Source organism: Dankookia sp. GCM10030260 (genome assembly GCF_042666655.1).
GTDB lineage: Bacteria > Pseudomonadota > Alphaproteobacteria > Acetobacterales > Acetobacteraceae > Paracraurococcus.
In genome coordinates, this window is sequence record NZ_JBHTDE010000002.1 from 79,812 (window position 1) to 97,916 (window position 18,105).

Here is an 18,105-nt window from a genome sequence, read left to right on the forward strand (position 1 = left end):
GTCTGCTGCGCCGGACGACAAGGTCGCCAGGAGTTTTGGAATCGTTCAGGCTGCTGGCCGACCCGGCTCCGGAAGGGCTGGCTTTGCTGGATGCTGCGGGGCGGATCCTGGCCGGCAACCCGGCCCTGGCCGCCCTGGCGGGCCCCCTGGCCGCTCTGCGGCAGGGGGCGGCTGTGGCGCCCATCCTGGCCCCCACGGTGCGGGAGGGGTTCGCCGCGGCACTGACCGCCGCCCTGGGTGGCGCCACGGTGGCTCCGTTGTGCGTTGCGCCCGCCGACCCGGCTGCACCGGAGGGCGCGGAATGGTCGCTGCGGCTCATTCCCCTGCCGGCCGCCGCATGGCCCGAGGCGCGGCTGCTGCTGCGCATCGAGGACCGTACCCTGGCCAGGCGGGCGGAGGTGCGGCTTGCCGAGGCCGACCGGCTGGAGACCGTCGGGCGGCTGGCCGGCGGCGTCGCGCATGATTTCAACAACTTGCTGACCGCCATCCTGGGCGGCGCCGCAGCGGTCCGTGCCACCGGTCTGCCGGCGGCGGCAGCGGCCGACCTGGCGGTGATCGAGGATGCGGCGCGGCGCGGGGCGGGGCTGGTGCGCCAGTTGCTGGCCTTCGCCCGGCAGCAGCAAATGCAGCCCCGGGCGCTCGACCTGAATGCGGCGGTGGCCGCTATCGCGCCGCTGCTGCGTCAATTGCTCGGCGCGGCCGTGCGGCTGGACCTGGCACTGGAGACCCCGGCTCGCTGGGTGCGGGCCGACCCGACGCAGCTCGACCAGGTGATCCTGAACCTGGCGGTGAATGCGCGCGACGCCATGCCGCGGGGCGGCACTCTGCGGATCGCCACCGGCCACCGGGTTGTGCTGCGGCCGGAGGGGGAGGGCGCCCTGCCACCCGGTCGCTGGGTGGTGCTGGAGGTCAGCGATACCGGGGCCGGCATCGCGCCCGAGGTGGTGCCGCGGCTGTTCGAGCCCTTCTTCACCACCCGGCTGGACAAGGGCGGGACCGGGCTCGGGCTTGCCACGGTGCAGGGAATCGTCGCCCAGTCCGGGGGGCATGTCGCGGTCGAGAGCCGGCTGGGGGAGGGCACCACCTTCCGCATCCATCTGCCGCGCCAGGCGCCCATCGCCGTCCCGCCGCCGGACCCGATCGTGCCGTCGGTGACGCCGTCGGAGCCGGCCGCCTTGGTGCTGCTGGTGGAGGACGAGGCGCCACTCCGCCGGCTCGGCACCCTGCTGTTGGAACGTGGCGGCCATCACGTGCTGGCGGCAGACAGCGCCGAAGCCGCCCTCGCCTTAGTCGAGGCCGGGGCGGCACCGGCCTTGCTGGTCAGCGACGTCGCCATGCCCGGGGCCGATGGGGTGGAACTGGCGCGGCGGCTGCGCCGGCGTTGGCAGTCGCTGCCGGTGCTGCTGCTCTCGGGCTATGCCGAAGCCATGCTGGGCCGCGACCTGGCGGCGGAGGGGTTCCGCTATCTGGGCAAGCCCTTCGACCTGGCGGATCTGCTGCGGGAAGTGGCGGCGGCGCTGGACGGACGGGCGGCGCTGCCGGGATGACCGCCCCCGCCGATCTCATCGGTGTTTACCAAATGTTCTTGTTTTTCGGGGTCCGCATGGCCATAGTCTCTGCCACAGTCACCCCGACGAACAGGGCGATTCGAATCGATCCGTTTCCATCTGCCGGTTGAAATATGGTAGGTTGCAGCCCTCATACCCGCATGCAATCCCTGCCGCGGGCATGATGGCGACGGATCCAGGACGCGATCAAGGACAAGGGCAGCCAGGATGGATAAGGGAAAGGCGCTTGACGCCGCGCTCAGCCAGATCGAGCGGTCGTTCGGCAAGGGCTCGATCATGCGCATGGGCGCACGCCAGGCGCTCGACGGCGAGATCGAGGTGATCTCCTCGGGTTCGCTCGGGCTCGACATCGCGCTTGGCATCGGCGGCGTGCCGAAGGGCCGCATCATCGAGATCTACGGTCCGGAAAGCTCGGGCAAGACGACGCTCGCGCTGCATATCATTGCCGAGGCCCAGAAGAAGGGCGGCACCTGCGCCTTCATCGATGCCGAGCATGCGCTCGACCCCGGCTATGCCAAGAAGCTCGGCGTCGACATCGACAACATGCTGATCAGCCAGCCGGATGCCGGTGAGCAGGCGCTGGAGATCTGCGACACGCTGGTCCGATCCGGTGCGATCGACGTACTGGTGGTGGACAGCGTCGCCGCCCTGGTGCCGCGCGCCGAACTGGAAGGCGAGATGGGCGACAGCCATGTCGGGTTGCATGCCCGGCTGATGTCGCAGGCACTGCGCAAGCTGACCGGCACGGTTTCCCGTTCCAACACGCTGCTGATCTTCCTGAACCAGATTCGTCTGAAGATCGGCGTCATGTTCGGCAACCCGGAGACGACGACGGGCGGCAACGCCTTGAAGTTCTACGCCTCCGTCCGGCTCGAGATCCGCCGCATCGGCGCGATCAAGGACCGCGACAGCGTGGTCGGCAACCAGACCCGCGTGAAGGTGGTGAAGAACAAGATGGCGCCGCCGTTCCGGGTCGTGGACTTCGACATCATGTATGGCGAGGGCATCTCCAAGCTCGGCGAGCTCATCGACCTCGGCGTCAAGGCCACGGTCGTCGAGAAGTCGGGCGCCTGGTTCAGCGCCGAAGGCCAACGGATCGGCCAGGGGCGGGAGAACGCCAAGCAGTTCCTCAAGGACAACCCGCAGCTCGCGGCAACCATCGAGCAGAAGGTGCGGGCCCAGTCGGGCATCGTCGCCAATGCCATGCTGGTCGCGGGTGAAAACGAGGAAGCCGAGGAAACCCCCGCGGCGGCCGAATAGGCGGATGTCAGTACGGGGGGGAGGCATCCCCCCGTACTGACTTCTATGTCCGTGGGCTAGGCGGCGCCGCGGCCGCTGCGCCTTGACTGGTCGTTGGCAGCTTGGGGGCTGATAGCGGCAGGGTTCATCCCCATCTTGGCCAGCTGGGCCAGCAGCGCGTCGGCCGCCTTCTCCTCCTGCAGCGTCCCGGCGGCCTTGGCCTGCCCATGGCTTTCAGCAGCGAGACCGGCGTGCCGTAGGACGCCATCTCGTAGTGCTCGACCTCCTGCGCCGCACCGGTCAGGGCGACGTCGAGCACCGGTCCCTCATCGATCTCGTCGATGATCTCCTCGCTCTCCTCGACCAGCCCCTCCATTGCCTCGCAGGCATGGCCCTCCGGCTCGATGCCGGGTTGCTGGCAGACCTGCTCCAGCCGTCTCACTTGGCACTGGGTGATGGTCAGGTGTTCTCCGAAGGCCTGCTTCAGCTTGGGGTCGGCCGCGGCTTCCCGCATCGCCGGCAGGGCAGCGAGCAACCGGGTCTCGGCGCTGTGGGTGTCCTGCAATCCCATCGTCAGCAGGTCGCGCATGTCGCTAGCCATGGCGTCCTCCCTCGATCCACGGCGGTTGAGCCGCCGCGGGCCAAGGAAAGGGCCTGTCCCTGGCGGCGGTTGCTAGCGACCGGCGCAACGTCACGGCGCAGGGCACCTCTCGACGCTTCCGGCCATGCGCGCTAGAGCGCTTGGCGCAGGGCCGGGGTCGCGGGTAAGGCGGAATCCGCCCTATGCTCAAGAAGATTTCGCCCCGGGTCGGGGCCGGAGACGGGACCCCCACTGCCTATGACCAGCAGCAACGACATCCGCGCCACCTTCCTCGACTATTTCGGCCGCAACGGCCATCAGGTCGTCGAAAGCTCGCCGCTGGTCCCACGCAACGACCCGACCCTGATGTTCGCCAACAGCGGCATGGTGCAGTTCAAGAACGTCTTTACCGGCCAGGAGAAGCGGCCCTACTCCCGCGCCACCACGGCGCAGAAATGCGTCCGCGCCGGTGGCAAGCACAACGACCTGGACAATGTCGGCTATACCGCGCGGCACCACACTTTCTTCGAGATGCTGGGGAATTTCAGCTTCGGCGACTACTTCAAGGAACAGGCGATCGAGCACGCCTGGACCCTGCTGACCAAGGACTTCGCCCTGCCGAAGGACCGGCTACTGGTCACCGTCTACTCCGAGGACGAGGAGGCGCCGGTCTATTGGAAGAAGGTCGCCGGCATCCCCGACAGCCGGATCATACGCATACCGACCTCGGACAATTTCTGGCGGATGGGCGATACCGGTCCCTGCGGGCCGTGCTCCGAGATATTCTTCGACCATGGCGACAAGATCCCCGGCGGCCCCCCTGGGTCACCCGATGAGGACGGCGATCGCTTCATCGAGATCTGGAACCTGGTCTTCATGCAGTACGAGGAGGCGCCCGGCGGCGTGCGTACGGCGCTGCCGCGCCCCTCGATCGACACCGGAATGGGACTGGAACGTTTCGCTGCGATCCTGCAAGGCAAGCACGACAACTACGACACCGACACGCTGCGCGCCCTGATCCTGGCCTCGGCCGAGGCGACAGGGCAGGACCCGGATGGCCTCTGGCGGGTCAGCCACCGCGTCGTCGCCGACCATTTGCGGGCCGGCACCTTCCTGATCGCCGACGGCGTGCTGCCCTCGAACGAGGGGCGCGGCTACGTCCTCCGCCGCATCCTCCGCCGTGCCATGCGCCACGCCCACATGATGGGCAGCCGCGAGCCCCTGCTGCACCGCCTGGTCCCCGCTTTGGTCCGCCAGATGGGCGCCGCCTATCCGGAGATCGTCCGCGCCGAAGCGCTGGTCACCGAGACGCTGAAGCTGGAGGAAATGAAGTTCCGCTCCCTGCTGGAGCGCGGGCTCGGGCTTCTGGCCGAGGAAAGCGGCCGATTGGGCGAGGGCGGCAGGCTCTCGGGCGAGGTCGCCTTCAAACTCTACGACACCTATGGCTTCCCGCTCGACCTGACCCAGGACGCGCTGCGCTCCGAGGGCAAGACGGTCGATGTGGACGCCTTCGATGCGGCGATGTCCGAGCAGCGCCGCCGTGCCCGGGCCGCCTGGGCCGGCTCCGGCGAAGCGGCGACCGATGCGGTCTGGTTCGACATCAAGGAGAAGGTCGGCGCCAGCGAGTTCCTCGGCTACTCGACCGAGACCGCCGAGGGGCAGATCCTGGCGATCGTGCATGACGGCAAGCCGGTCGACAGCGCCCCGGTCGGTGCCGAGATCGCCCTCGTCCTCAACCAGACTCCCTTCTACGGCGAGAGCGGCGGCCAGGTCGGCGATGCCGGGCTGATCTCGGCCGGCGAGGCCTGCCGGATCGTGGTGCGCGACACTCAGAAGAAGCTGGGCGACCTCTTCGTCCATCTCGGCACCGTGGCGCATGGCGAGGCCAAGCTCGGCATGGCGGTGCAGGCCGAGGTCGACCATCGCCGCCGCGGCGACATCCGTGCCCATCACAGCGCCACGCATCTGCTGCACGAGGCGCTGCGCCGCCGGCTCGGCACCCATGTGGCGCAGAAGGGCTCGCTGAACGCGCCGGACCGGCTGCGCTTCGACGTCTCCCAGCCGACGCCGATGACGGACGAGGACCTGGCCTGGACCGAGGCCGAGGTGAATTCCCGCATCCGCGAGAATGCCGAGGTGGTCACCCGGCTGATGACCCCGGACGCCGCGGTCGAGATCGGCGCCATGGCGCTGTTCGGCGAGAAATACGGCGACGAGGTCCGCGTCGTCTCGATGGGCCACGACCCGGCGGCGACCGAGAAGTTCGGCGTCTACTCGCTGGAGCTCTGCGGCGGCACGCATGTCCGGCGGACCGGCGATATCGGCCTGTTCAAGATCGTCTCCGAAGGCGCCGTCGCGGCCGGCGTGCGTCGGGTCGAGGCGGTGACCGGCGAGGCGGCGCTGCGGCTGGTCGAAGCCGCAGAGGCCAAGCTGAAGGAAGCCGCGGCGGTGCTGCGCGTGCCCCCCGCCGACCTGCCGGCCCGCATCGCCACCCTGGTGGAGGAGCGCCGCAAGCTGGAACGCGACGTGGCCGAGCTGCGCAAGCAGTTGGCGACCGGCGGCGGCGCGGCGGCGGTGGAGACGATCGGCGCCTTCCGCGTGGCGTTGCGCAACCTGGGCGAGGTCCCCGCGCGCGACCTGAAGGGCATCGCCGAGGCGATCCTGCAGGGCGGCACGGCCGACATCGTGGTGCTGGTCTCGACCGCCGAGGGCAAGGCCAGCATCGTCGCCGGGCTGGGCGATGCCGCCAAGGGTAAGGCGGATGCGGTGCCGCTGGTGCGGGCGGCGGCGGCCGCGGTCGGCGGCAAGGGTGGTGGCGGACGGCCGGAGATGGCGCAGGCCGGCGGTCCCGACGGCGGCAAGGCGGACGAGGCACTGGCCGCGGTGCGGGCGCTGCTGGCGGGGTGACGCCGGGGCGCCGGGCGCCGCTATCCCGCCCCTCCTTCGCGGTGTTTCGGCCGTTAGCCGATTGACCATCCCGGCCGCGGACAATCCCCGGCCATGGTCGAGCTTCTCGGTATCCTGCTGGCGCTGCTGATCCTGGCGCTCGGCGCCCTGCTCTGGCGCCTGCTGCGCTGGGTCGGCCGCGGCGTCGCCCTGCTGTTCGGCCCGCGCAAGGCGGGACGGCGGCTGTCGGCGATGCGGGGCGTCCGGCTGCGTGCCTCCCGCGCCCAGAGCCACCGGCAGGCTGCCAGGATCGCCGCCCTGAAGACCGAGTTGGATCGCACCCGGCGCGCCCTGCTGCTCGCCGAGGCCGCCCGGGCCCGGCCTGGCCCGCCGGATGACCGCTTCCGCCGGGCCAAGCAGGCCTTCGCTGTGCATTTCCACCCCGATCGGCTGCGCTGCGCGGAGCCCGAGCAGGGCATCCGCAGCGGCATCTTCAGCCAGTTCTGGCAGGTTTTGCGGCGGATCGAACGCGGCTAGCGTTCCTGCAGCGCGTCGCGCACCACGCTGCGGAATTCCCGCCTGTACAGTTCCTGCAGCACGAAGAGACTGGCCACCACCAGTGCCAGGGGGTGCAGGATCCAGGCGAGCGCCGCCAAGCCGAAATAATAGGCCCGTAGCCCCGTGTTGAAGTGCCGCGCTGCCCGGTTGGCGACCTTGGCCGCCATCTCGGCATGGACCGGCCGCGTCGGGTCCGCGGGCTCGTGCGAGATGCCGCCGATGACGATCGAGCAGTAGTTGAACTGCCGCAGTGCCCAGGTCAGTTCGAAGAATGCGCGGACGAAGATCAGTAGCAGCAGCGCGATCTTCATCTCCCAGGCCGCCGCATCGGGTGGCGTGGCGAAGGGCAAGGCGCCGAAAACCCGGGCGCCGAGGTCCGGGCTGCCCATCATCGCCACGAGGCCGCCCAGGATGAAAATCGCGGTATTGGCCAGGAAGGACGTGCTGTTCATCAGGTTGCCGATGATCTGCGTATCCATGATGCGGTTGTCCCGGGTCACCGTGGTCTGCAGCCAGCGGCGCCGGTGCTCGTCCATGGCTGCGATCACGCTGCGGGCGCGCAGCGCCGGGTGGCGGTCCACCAGGGTCGCGTAGCCGACCCAACAGGCGGCGAAGACCGCCAGGGCGATCCAGTCGAGGATGGTCAGCGAATGCATCGTCGCAACCTAGCCGAAACCGGCCAGTGGCGCTCGGGCTTCGGCGCCGGCATTGTGCTAGGGTGCCTGCAGCATCCGCTGCGCCCGGCCAGGGCCCACCGCGGCAGGCGAGGAGGTTCCATGAGCGATTCCCAGTGGTACCTGACGATCCGCCGTTACAGCGGCAATGGCGCGCCGGAGGAGATCGCCCAGCGAATCCGCGACGGGCTGTTGCCGACCCTGCGGCAGGAACCGTCTTTCCGCGCCTATTACGTGGCCCGGATCGATGGCGGCGGCGGGATCTTTTCGGCCACCGTCTACGACGACCAGGCGACGGCGCGGCGCATCAACGACCACGTCCTCGGCTGGGCCGGCGGTGCCCTGGCGGATTTGCTGACCGGCACGCCGCTGATCACCCGTGCCACGGTCAGCGTGCACCTGGACGCGGAACGCAAGGGCGGCGAAAGCTACATGCTGGTGCGGATGACCGAAGGGCTCGGCCCCACTGCCGGTACCCTGCCTGCGGTGCAGGACAAGCTGGTGCCGCTGACGCTGGAGCAACCGGGCTTCCGCCATCTCTATACGGGACGGGACGAGGCGCAGCCGGACCGCGCCATTGCCGTGTCGATCTTCACCAACCGCAGCACGGCGACGGCGGCGCAGGCTCAGGTGGCTTCGCTGATGGCGCAGAACCGCGACATCTGGCCACGCTCGCCGCAAGTGCTGATGGCGGGCGAGGTGATCGTCGCCGCCCTCGCCTGACGCGCGCGCGGCCAGGGGCGGACGCGGAAGGCTGAACAACTCGCCCCTTCTGTGAGGCAGGGCATCCGCTACACTTCCGGCCAAGGACGGGAGAAAGCGGATGCCAAGGGAATTCCAGGCCCAGGTCCAGGACGCCGTGCGCGACGAGGCGGCACTGCGCACCGCGCTGGCTGATGCCGACATCGCCCCACAGTTGATGGTGCTGGTGCAGCTGACCGGCGATCTGGCGATCCTCGACGAGGTGGCGCCGCATATCCATGGCGCCTGGAGCTTCCTCGAATCCGTGCCGCCGGAACTCAAGCAGAAGGTGGCGGACCGGCTGGTCGAAGCGCTGCAGGACTATGCCGTGCTCGATCGCCCGGCGCCGCCCCTTCCGCCGGCCGAGGCGCTGCAACGGATGATGAGCGGTGGCGTCGGCCAGACCGTGCCGGAGGAGTATATCCCCCTGCTGGTCGAGGAGACCCGGCTCGGCCGTGAGGACCCGCGCGCGGTGCATTGGCAGCACGACCCCGCGCGCCTGCGGATCGCCGACTTCCAGGTGGTGATCATCGGCGCCGGCATCGCCGGGCTCGGCATGGCCGTGCGGCTGCACGAGATGGGCATTCCCTTCACCATCCTGGAGAAGAACCCGACCGTTGGCGGCACCTGGCTGGAGAACCAGTATCCCGGCTGCGCCGTGGACACGCCGAACCACTTCTTTTCCTACTCCTTCAACCCGAATCACAAGTGGAGCCGGCACTTCTCCCAACGGGCGGAGATCCACCGCTACATCGAGGAGACTTTCGACAAGTACGACATCCGCCGGCATGTCCGCTTCAACGTCGAGGTGACGGAGGCGCGTTTCGACGAGACGGCGTCGCGCTGGACCGTGGCGTTGCGCCGGGCCGATGGCGGCGCGGAGACGCTGTCCTGCAATGCCTTGATCACCGCGGTCGGCCAGCTCAACCGGCCCTCCATCCCGCCGATCCCAGGGCTCGACGATTTTCGCGGGCCGCTGTTCCACACCGCGCGCTGGGACGGGTCGGTCGACCTCAAGGGCAAGCGGGTGGCGATGATCGGCACGGGGGCGAGCGCGGTGCAAACCGGCCCCTCGATCGCGCCCGAGGTCGAGAAGCTGGTGGTCTTCCAGCGCACGCCGCATTGGGCGATGCACAACCCGAACTACCACAAGGCGGTCAGCCCGGGGAATCTCTGGGCGCTGGAGCACATCCCCTACTTCGGCAAGTGGCTGCGCTTCCAGCTGTTCTGGGCGGGGTCGGACGGCTTCCATGCCTCGCTCCAGGTGGATCCGGACTGGACGCAGCCGGCGCTCTCGTTGAACGAGGCGAACCACAAGATGCGGGAGCTGATCACCGACTATGTCAGCAAGGAACTGGACGGCGACCATGCCCTGCTGGCCAAGGTGATCCCGCAATACCCGCCCTACGGCAAGCGCATGCTGCGCGACAATTACTGGTACCGCATGCTGAAGCGCCCGAACGTGATGCTGGAGACCAGCCCGATCGAGCGCATCACCGAAAACGCCATTCAGATGCGCGACGGCACGGTGCACGAGGTCGATGTCATCATTCTCGCCACCGGCTTCCAGGCATCGAAGATGCTGTCGCCGATGGAGATCGCCGGCCGCGGCGGTCACACCATCCGCCAGGCCTGGGGCGATGACGACCCGCGCGCTTATCTCGGCATTACTGCGCCGGGCTTTCCCAATCTGTTCATGATCTACGGGCCGAACACCAACCTGGCGCATGGCGGCAGCATCATCTTCCATCATGAATGCCAGGTCCGCTACATCTGCCAGGCGCTGCGCGAGATGATCGAGCAGGGCTACGGCACGCTGGAAGTCCGCCAGGACGTCCATGACGCCTATAACCGCCTGCTGGACGAGAAGTGCGCCAGCATGGTCTGGACCCACCCGGGCGTGACAAGCTGGTACAAGAACAAGGCCAACCGGGTCACAGTGACCTCGCCCTGGCGGCTGCTCGACTATTGGAAGCTGACGCAGCATTTCGTTCCGGAGGAATTCCGTGTCGCAAAGCCGGGCCATGCGCCGATGATTCCGGGGCAGGAGCGGGGGGCGGTGGCCTCCGCCGGGCAACTGACCGTAAGCTGACGCCAGCAACGCCGCCCGGCAGAGGCGGCGCGGGAGGACAAGGACCATGGCACTCCACACGCGGCTCTGCGCGCTGCTGGGCATCCAGTACCCGATCCTGCTCGCCGGCATGGGCCGAGCGAGCACGCCGGAACTGGCTGCCGCGGTCTCCAATGCCGGCGGCCTTGGCGTCATCGGCGCGGCGAGTTGCGGCCCGAACCAGCTCCGCGCCTGGATCCGCCGGACACGCGCGCTGACCGACCGGCCCTTCGGCGTGGACACGCTGCTGCCCGCCTCCGTCCGCCGTGGCGGCAGCAATGCCGGCGGCCCCTCCACCGAGACGCTGGTGCCGCAGCACCGCGATTTCGCCCGCGACTTCATGGCGGTGCAGGGGCTGGAGGCGGTGGACGCCGGGACCTTCGACCGCGTGCTCGACCGCGACCCGGCCGACAAGGACGGACCCGCTCCGCTCTCGCGCGCCTTTTTCGAGGCACAGATGGAGGTGGTGATCGAGGAGCGTGTGCCCGTCTATGCCGCCGGCCTCGGCAATCCGGGGCCCTGGATGGAACGGCTGCACGCCAACGGCACCAAGGTGATGGCGGTGGTCGGTACCACGCGGCACGCGAAGCAGGTGGTCGAGGCCGGGATTGATATCGTCGTCGCGCAGGGTCATGACGGCGGCGGGCACAACTCGCCCATCGGCACCATGGCGCTGATCCCCCAGGTGGTGGATGCGGTCGGTGGCCGCGTGCCGGTGGTGGGTGCCGGGGGCATCGGCGACGGGCGGGGCATCGCTGCCGCGCTGATGCTGGGGGCCGAGGGCGCCTGGATCGGCACCGCCTTCCTGGCGACCGACGAGGCCGGGATCAGCGGCCCGCAGAAGCAGGCGCTGGTCGAGGGCAACGACGAAGGCACCACCGTCTCGCGCTCCGTCACCGGCAAGCCGGCGCGGATGGTGAAGAACCGCTGGGCCGCGGCCTATGTCGAGGCCGGGCTCGAGCCGCTGCCGATGCCCTACCAGACCATGGTTTCCACCGAGGTCACTGCGGCAGCGCTAGCGGCCGGGCGGGCGGATGTCTGGGGCGGCTTCGCCGGGCAGGGGCTGGGGATGGTGCGGGCGGTGCGGCCGGCCGCCGCCGTCATGCAGGACCTGGTCGCCGGCGCCGAGCAGGTGCTCCGGCGCGCCGGCGGCTTCGTCGGGGGCTGAGGCGATGTCCGGGCTGCGCTGCATTATCGGTCTGCTGGGGCTGCTGCTGCCTGCGGCAGTGCGCGCGGCCGATCCGCCCTGGCCGACCCGGCCGGTCACGCTGGTCGTTGCCTACCCGCCCGGCGCCATCGTCGACACGGTCGGCCGCCGCATGGCGGAGCAACTGGGCACTGCGCTCGGCAGCGCTGTCGTGGTGGAGAACCGCGGCGGCACCGGTGGCAACCTGGCCGCGGCGCATGTCGCGCGGGCGGCGCCGGATGGCCACACGCTGCTGTTCACCTCCTATGGCAACCTGATCATCGCCGCGGCGGCGAACCTGCAACTTGGCTTCCATCCCTGGCGGGACCTGGCGCCGGTCGGAATGATCGGGCCGATGACGGTGGTACTGCTGGTGCGGCCGGATTTCCCGGCCCAGACCCTGCAGGATTTCGTCCGCCATGTCGGCGCGCATCCCGGCCAGGTGAACTTCGCCAGCGTCGGCTTCGGCAGTTCCTACCACCTGCTGATCGAGCAGATGGCGGCCTATGGCAAGCTAAGCGTCACGCATGTGCCGTACCGGGGCGGCGCGGCGGCGATGACGGATTTCCTCGGCGGCCGGGTTCAGGCGACGCTGGCGACCTGGCTGTTCGCCCGGCCCTACATGGCCGATGGCAGCGCCAGGGCAATCGCCGTGGCCAATGGCGTCCGCGCCCCTGTCGCGCCAGATTTGCCGACGGTCGCGGAAGCGGTTCCGGGCGCCAGCATCACCGAAGGGCTCGGCATCTTCGCGCCTGCCGGCACGCCGGCGCCGGTGCTGGCCCGGGTGAACGGGTTGGTGCAACAGATCATTTGCACCCCCGCCATGCATGCCTGGCTGACCGAGAACGGTGTCCCGCCGCAGCCAGGCCTCCCGGAAGCCTTCGCCGCCGAGATGCACCCGGTGGCGGGTTCTCTCGGACGACTGCTGCGGGAGACGAATATCCGCCTGGAGTGAACGCGCTCACGCCTCGCCGTAATGCACCCGGCGATAGGGGCGGGAGACAACGGTGTCGTCGGTGTGGATGTCCCAGAGGCTAGCGCCGTTGCTCGCCTGGTGTTCGCGGAACATCCCCGACATGGCACCGAGACCGGTGACCGTGCTGCCCTTCACGCCGAAGCCGGAAGCGACGCCAGCGAGGTCGCCGCGGCCATGGATCACCAGCGACGGGTCGAGCCCGCCGGCACGGAATTTGTGGATTTCCGCACCGTAGCCGCCATCATTGATGATCGCCATCAGCATACGGTGGCCCTCGCGCCGCACCGTCTCCAGTTCCTGCACATGCATCAGCAGGCTGCCGTCGCCCTCGACCAGCAGCACCTTGCCGTCGCGCCGGGCGGCGGCGATGCCGATGGCGGCCGGCAGCCCGTTGCCGATGGCGCCGAAGTCGCAGACCACATGGAAGCGTTCCGGCGCACGGCCGCGCAGATGCGTCATGGCGATGCCGAGGTAATGGCCGCCGCCGATCACCACGTCCCAATCCTTCGGCACGATGGCGTCGAGCTCGAGCATCGCCTTGCGCGGGTCGACCACGCCGGGGGCGATGGCGAATTCCTTGGTATCCGGTTGGTCGGCCGCGATCTGCTGCGCCAGGGCGGCGCTGCGGTAGCCGTCCCGGCGGAGGTCGCGGGCCTTGAGCGCGGCGGTGATCGCCTCCGCCCCACCGGCGGCGTCGGCGCGGATATGCAGGTCGGCGGTGCGCAACCCCTGCCACAAGCCGCGCGGGTTGATGTCGACCTGCACGGTGCGGGCATTGGGATAGAGGTAGCCGCTCTCCGTCGTATAGGCGCCGAGCCCGACGCCGAAGCCGATCACCAGGTCGGCCTCGGCGAAGCATTCGCGGGAGAAGTCGGAGGCGAAGGCGCCGGCGATGTCGAGCGCGAAGGGATTACCCTCGAACAGTCCCTTGGCCTGCAACGAGGTGGCGAGCAGCGCGCCGCATTGCTCGGCCAGCGCCTCGATCGGCGCGCGCGCCTTGGCCAGCTTGGCGCCGCGACCGGCGATGATCACCGGCTTCTCGGCTTCGGCAATCATCGCCACCAGCCGGTCCACCATGGCCGGGTCGGGCATCGCCCGCTGCGGCATCGGCAGGTAGTCAGCGGAGGGGATATAGTCCGCCATGAACGGGTAGGCCTGCTTCTGCAGGTCCATCGGCACGCTGAGGACGACCGGGCGGCGTTCCAACGCGGCGATGTGGAAGGCCTCCCGCACATTGTCCAGCGCGCGATCGAGCGACTTCACTGCGATGTAGGCAGCGCCGGTCGCCTGGGCCAGCGGCGCCATGTCGATCTGCTGGATGTAGAAGGAAGAGAGCATCGGCGAATCGCCGGCGAAGACCACCAGCGGCACGTTGGCGCGCGCGGCGATGGCCAGCGCGGTCATGATCTGGGTGAAGCCCGGGCCGCAGGTGGTGGAGGCGACGCCGACCTTGCCGGTGGCGCGGGCATAGCCGTCGGCCATCGCCACGGCACAATGCTCGTGCCGCGCATTCACCACGGTGACGCCGGGTTGCCGGGACATCGCCTCGGTCCAGTACATGTTGGCGTCACCCATCAGGGTGAAGAGCACCTCGCATCCCTCGGCCGCAAAGGCCTGGGCGAGGACATCCTGCAGTTTGATGGCCATGTCATTTTTTTCCTTGGACGAAGAGGCTGCTGAGCCATGAGAGGAAGGCGCGCCAAAGCAGGCTGATGGCGCTGAGCTCCGCCGCCGGGGCTGGCGGCGGAGGAGGCGGGGGTGGTGCTGCCTCCTCCGCCACGCTCTCAACGGGCCCCAGCGCGCGTTCCACCACCAGCTTCGCCATGTTGGCGGAGAACTCGGCCAGCAGCGCGCGCGCGACATGCACGCCGCCGGCATTGGCGAAGGTCTCCAGCGGGCCGGTGACGGTGAAGCTGCCCTGCACGTCCAGCAGCGTGGCGTCGCCCTCCGCGCTGGCTACGACGGTACCGGAGGAAAGCGCGCGCGAGGCGCCACGCTGGTCGATCCCGCGCCCCTCGATCGTGCAGCGATGCGCGTCGTGGTCGAAGGCAAGCGTCGCCTCGCCACGAAAGGTCGCGGTGGTGGGGCCGAAGCGGACCTTGACCGCGCCGCGCCAGACGCCGTCGCCCTGGTCGGGCGCCAGGGTCGCACCGGGAATGCAGCTGGCAACGGCGGCGAGGTCAGGCATGGAGGTTTCCAGGGTGAGCTTGATTATGCCCACACCCTGCGGAACCCGGCGCCGATGTGCAAGCCGGGGTCAGGCGTCCCGGCGATCCGGGTTGAAGTGCTTCCGCAGCTTTGCCCCATAGGCGCCGTACTCCGCCTGCCGCTCCGGCAGCTCGGCAGCATAGCGCGTGACCTTTTGCGGGAAGCGCGTCTCCAGCATGAAGGCCATGGTGCCGGCCAGCTTGTGCGGCTGCAGCGCGGCCTGGCTGGCGCCCTCGAAGGCCTCCATGTCCGGGCCGTGCGGCAGCATGCAGTTGTGCAGGCTGAAACCACCCGGCACGAAGCCCTGCGGCTTGGCGTCGTACTGACCGTAGATCAGCCCCATGAACTCGCTCATGATGTTCATGTGGTACCAGGGCGGCCGGAAGGTGTTCTCGGCGACCAGCCAGCGGTCCGGGAAGATGACGAAGTCGATGTTCGCCGTGCCCGGCGTCTCGCTCGGCGAGGTCAGCACGGTGAAGATCGACGGGTCGGCATGGTCGAACAGCAGCGGCCCCACCGGGGAGAAGCGGCGCAGGTCGTATTTGTAAGGCGCGTAATTGCCGTGCCAGGCGACGACATCGAGCGGCGAGGCCGCAAGTTCCGTCGTCCACAGATTGCCGCCCCACTTCACCACCATCCGCGTCGGCGCCTCGCGGTCCTCGTAGGCCGCGACGGGGGTCTGGAAGTCGCGCGGGTTGGCGAGGCAATTGGCGCCGATCGGGCCGCGCTCCGGCAGGGTCAGCGCGCCGCCATAATTCTCGCAGAGATAGCCCCGCACCGGGCCGGCCGGCAGTTCGGCACGGAACTTCACCCCGCGCGGGATGACCGCGATCTCGCCCGGGGCGATGTCGATGATGCCGAACTCGGTCGCCAGCCGCAGCGCGCCCTGCTGCGGGATGAACAGCATCTCGGCATCGGCGTTGTAGAAGACCTCGTCCACCATCGACCGCGTGGCCAGATAGATATGCGCCGCCATGCCGGATTGCGTCGCCGCATCGCCGGCGGTGGTGATGGTGCGGATGCCGGCAAGCAGGCCCAGCCCTTCCGCTGGCACAGGGATCGGGTTCCAGCGCAGCGGCTGGATCGGCATCTCGACCTCGGCGCAGGGCGCGGTGCGCCAGAGCCCGGCATCGATCTTCCGGAAGGCGCCCCAGTGCGCGACGGTCGGCCGGATGCGGTAGAGCCAGGACCGCTCATTGGACGCCCGCGGCGCGGTGAAGGGCGAGCCCGAAAGTTGCTCGGCATAGAGCCCATAGGCGCAGCGCTGCGGCGAGTTGTGGCCGATCGGCAGGGCGCCGGGCAGTGCCTCGGTCTCGAACTGGTTGCCGAAGCCGGTCATGTAGCCCGGCCCGGCGGTCCCGGTCCGGGTGGTGGTCATGGGCTGGACGATGGTCATCGCACCCTCCTCGGTCTCAGATCTCGCCGGATTTCGCTGCCGCACCGTGCTCCAGCGACTGCCACATCTCGACGTCCCGCGCGGCGGTCCAGATGCGCGGATGGTCAAGTCCCTTGGCCTCGTCATAGGCGCGGGAGACGTTGAACGGCATGCAGTGCTCGAAGATAACCCAATGCCCGTATGTCGGCCGCATCACCTCCATCGCCTCGTCGTAGACCTGCTTCAGCGTGGCGCCCTTGGCGGCACCCGCCTTGGCGATGGCAAAAAGGTCCGAGGTGAAGGCGGCAGTGCCGGCGATGCCCTCCTCGACATCCTTGAGGCTGAGCAGGCTGCGGCCGCGGCCGGGCACCAGCTTCTCCGCCCCCAGCGCCTTCAGTGCCGCGAGCGTCGCCGGCCAGTCGGTGAAATGCGCGTCGCCGCAATAAGGCGTGGCGCCGAATTCCACCACATCGCCGGCGAAGCAGACCTTCTCTTTCGGCAGCCAGACCACGGTGTCGCCCGCGGTGTGGCTGCGGCCGATCTGGATGATCTGCACCTCCCGCCTGCCCATCCACAGGGTCATCCGCTTGTGGAAGACGACATGCGGCCAGGTCAGGCCAGGGATGCTCTCCTTGCCGCGGAACAGCCGGGGGAAGCGGCCGATCTCGCTGTCCATGTCCTGCTGGCCGCGCTCGACGATCAGGTCGCGGGTGACGTCGGAGGCGATGATCTCGGCGCCCTGGTAGCCCGAGGCGCCAAGCACCCGCACCGCGTGGTAGTGGCTGAGCACGACATGCCGGATCGGCTTGTCGGTCACGCTGCGGACCCTGGCGATCACGTCGGCCGCCATCTTCGGCGTCGCCTGGGCATCCACCACCAGCACGCTGTCGTCGCCGATGACGATGCCGGAATTCGGGTCGCCTTCGGCGGTCCAGCCGAACAGGCCCGGGCCGAGTTCGTCGAAGGACACGACCTTCTCCGTGAGGTCGTTGCTGCTGGCGAAGCCGGACACGGCGTGTCTCCTCTGCTGATGCATCCCGCCCGGCAATCGGGCCGGAGGATGCTTGCTACGTATTGCGTAGCTTGCTATGCCATATGTAGCGAAACATCGGGGGTGGCTGTCAAGTGCCGCGCGACCAGGACACGCCGCTGGCCGAGGATACGCGCGGCGGCGTCAATTCGGTGGAGGTGGCCGGCCTGCTGCTGCGGCTGCTGGCCGAGGCCGGCGGGCCGATGCGCCTGGCCGACCTGTCGCGCGCGGCGGCCATGCCCTCGGCCAAGGCGCATCGCTACTTGGTCAGCCTGGGCCGGGCCGGGCTGGTCGAGCAGGACCCGGCCACCGCACGCTATGAGCTTGGCCCGTTGATGCTGCGCGCCGGTCTCGCCGCGCTCGGCCGGTCCGACCTGCTGAAACGGGCGGAGCGCGTCCTGGAGGCGATCGTCGCCCGCACCGGGGAGACCGCCGCTGCCGTCGTCTGGGGCACTCATGGCCCGACCCATGTGCGGCTGGTGGCGGCGCGGCATGCGCTGGCGGCCAGCGTCCCGCCCGGCCATGTCTGCCCGCTGACCTATTCGGCCTCCGGCCTGGTGTTCTGCGCCTTCGGCGAGCCGGATCGGGTCGCGCCCTTCGCCGGGCGCGAGATGGTGCAGAGCCGTGCCACCGCCCGCCCAGGCGCGCCGGAGGACGCCGCGGCGCTGGAGCGGGTCGTCGCGGCGGTGCGCCGGCAGGGCTTCGCCACCACCGCGAACGAGGGCGATACCGGCCTTGCCGCCGTCTCCGTGCCGGTCTTCGACACCGCGGGCGGCCGCATCCAGCTGGCGCTGACGGTGTTCAGCCGGGTCGGGCGGCTGAATGTCGCGCCGGACGGGCCGGTGGCGGCGCTGATGATGGCGGCGGCTGCGGATCTGGCCGCGGAACTGCATGGCGGGCCGCGCTGAGGTCAGGCCGGAAACCGCGTCGCGGCTGTCCCATGCCGCCGCGCCCCGTGCCATAAGGCCGTTGAA

15 protein-coding genes are annotated in these 18,105 nt (G+C 69.5%); 9 read left to right on the plus strand and 6 right to left on the minus strand.

What is annotated here, in order from left to right:
• The first annotated feature begins 35 nt into the window (after positions 1–35).
• Both ACFQS7_RS06755 and recA read left to right on the plus strand, forming a co-directional pair.
• Positions 36–1,547 (plus strand): ATP-binding protein, encoded by a 1,512-nt coding sequence (locus ACFQS7_RS06755; RefSeq protein WP_380066278.1) that lies wholly within the window; start codon positions 36–38, stop codon positions 1,545–1,547.
• Between the two features lie 228 nt (positions 1,548–1,775).
• Entirely contained in the window at positions 1,776–2,828 is a 1,053-nt protein-coding gene (recA, locus tag ACFQS7_RS06760) for a recombinase RecA (protein WP_380066279.1), read from the plus strand.
• A gap of 124 nt (positions 2,829–2,952) precedes the next feature.
• Here recA and ACFQS7_RS06765 read toward each other — a convergent pair whose 3' ends face one another.
• Positions 2,953–3,408 (minus strand): DUF892 family protein, encoded by a 456-nt coding sequence (locus ACFQS7_RS06765; protein ID WP_380066280.1) that lies wholly within the window; start codon positions 3,406–3,408, stop codon positions 2,953–2,955.
• Between the two features lie 237 nt (positions 3,409–3,645).
• Between ACFQS7_RS06765 and alaS the strand changes: the two genes are divergently transcribed.
• Both alaS and ACFQS7_RS06775 read left to right on the plus strand, forming a co-directional pair.
• Positions 3,646–6,294 (plus strand): alanine--tRNA ligase, encoded by a 2,649-nt coding sequence (alaS, locus tag ACFQS7_RS06770; protein ID WP_380066281.1) that lies wholly within the window; start codon positions 3,646–3,648, stop codon positions 6,292–6,294.
• A 93-nt stretch (positions 6,295–6,387) separates the two neighbouring features.
• Positions 6,388–6,810 carry a hypothetical protein gene (locus ACFQS7_RS06775; protein WP_380066282.1) on the plus strand — a complete coding sequence of 141 codons (423 nt, stop codon included), beginning with the start codon at positions 6,388–6,390 and terminating at the stop codon, positions 6,808–6,810.
• Here ACFQS7_RS06775 and ACFQS7_RS06780 read toward each other — a convergent pair.
• A complete protein-coding gene (locus ACFQS7_RS06780; protein ID WP_380066283.1) occupies positions 6,807–7,487 on the minus strand; it encodes a DUF599 domain-containing protein in 681 nt (226 codons plus the stop codon). The genes ACFQS7_RS06775 and ACFQS7_RS06780 overlap by 4 nt on opposite strands.
• Before the next feature lie 120 nt (positions 7,488–7,607).
• Between ACFQS7_RS06780 and ACFQS7_RS06785 the strand changes: the two genes are divergently transcribed.
• The 4 genes from ACFQS7_RS06785 to ACFQS7_RS06800 all read left to right on the plus strand — a co-directional run bounded on the left by ACFQS7_RS06785 (position 7,608) and on the right by ACFQS7_RS06800 (position 12,497).
• A complete protein-coding gene (locus ACFQS7_RS06785) occupies positions 7,608–8,228 on the plus strand; it encodes a hypothetical protein (protein WP_380066284.1) in 621 nt (206 codons plus the stop codon).
• Between the two features lie 100 nt (positions 8,229–8,328).
• Positions 8,329–10,338, plus strand: a complete 2,010-nt coding sequence (locus ACFQS7_RS06790; RefSeq protein WP_380066285.1) for a flavin-containing monooxygenase — start codon at positions 8,329–8,331, stop codon at positions 10,336–10,338.
• Positions 10,339–10,384: 46 nt separating this feature from the next.
• Positions 10,385–11,524, plus strand: a complete 1,140-nt coding sequence (locus ACFQS7_RS06795) for an NAD(P)H-dependent flavin oxidoreductase (RefSeq protein ID WP_380066286.1) — start codon at positions 10,385–10,387, stop codon at positions 11,522–11,524.
• A gap of 4 nt (positions 11,525–11,528) precedes the next feature.
• Entirely contained in the window at positions 11,529–12,497 is a 969-nt protein-coding gene (locus tag ACFQS7_RS06800; protein WP_380066287.1) for a Bug family tripartite tricarboxylate transporter substrate binding protein, read from the plus strand.
• 6 nt (positions 12,498–12,503) lie between these two features.
• Here ACFQS7_RS06800 and ACFQS7_RS06805 read toward each other — a convergent pair whose 3' ends face one another.
• The 4 genes from ACFQS7_RS06805 to ACFQS7_RS06820 form a co-directional block, all read right to left on the minus strand.
• Entirely contained in the window at positions 12,504–14,165 is a 1,662-nt protein-coding gene (locus ACFQS7_RS06805) for a thiamine pyrophosphate-binding protein (RefSeq protein ID WP_380066288.1), read from the minus strand.
• Between the two features lies 1 nt (position 14,166).
• Positions 14,167–14,706, minus strand: coding sequence for an SRPBCC family protein (locus ACFQS7_RS06810; RefSeq protein WP_380066289.1), 540 nt, complete (start codon positions 14,704–14,706; stop codon positions 14,167–14,169).
• Positions 14,707–14,775: 69 nt separating this feature from the next.
• Positions 14,776–16,122, minus strand: a complete 1,347-nt coding sequence (gene hmgA / locus ACFQS7_RS06815) for a homogentisate 1,2-dioxygenase (RefSeq protein WP_380066290.1) — start codon at positions 16,120–16,122, stop codon at positions 14,776–14,778.
• Positions 16,123–16,138: 16 nt separating this feature from the next.
• Entirely contained in the window at positions 16,139–17,113 is a 975-nt protein-coding gene (locus ACFQS7_RS06820) for an MBL fold metallo-hydrolase (protein WP_380066291.1), read from the minus strand.
• Positions 17,114–17,226: 113 nt separating this feature from the next.
• On the opposite strand from ACFQS7_RS06820, the gene ACFQS7_RS06825 reads away from it, so the two are divergent.
• Positions 17,227–18,039 carry an IclR family transcriptional regulator gene (locus ACFQS7_RS06825; protein WP_380066292.1) on the plus strand — a complete coding sequence of 271 codons (813 nt, stop codon included), beginning with the start codon at positions 17,227–17,229 and terminating at the stop codon, positions 18,037–18,039.
• Positions 18,040–18,105 lie beyond the last annotated feature (66 nt).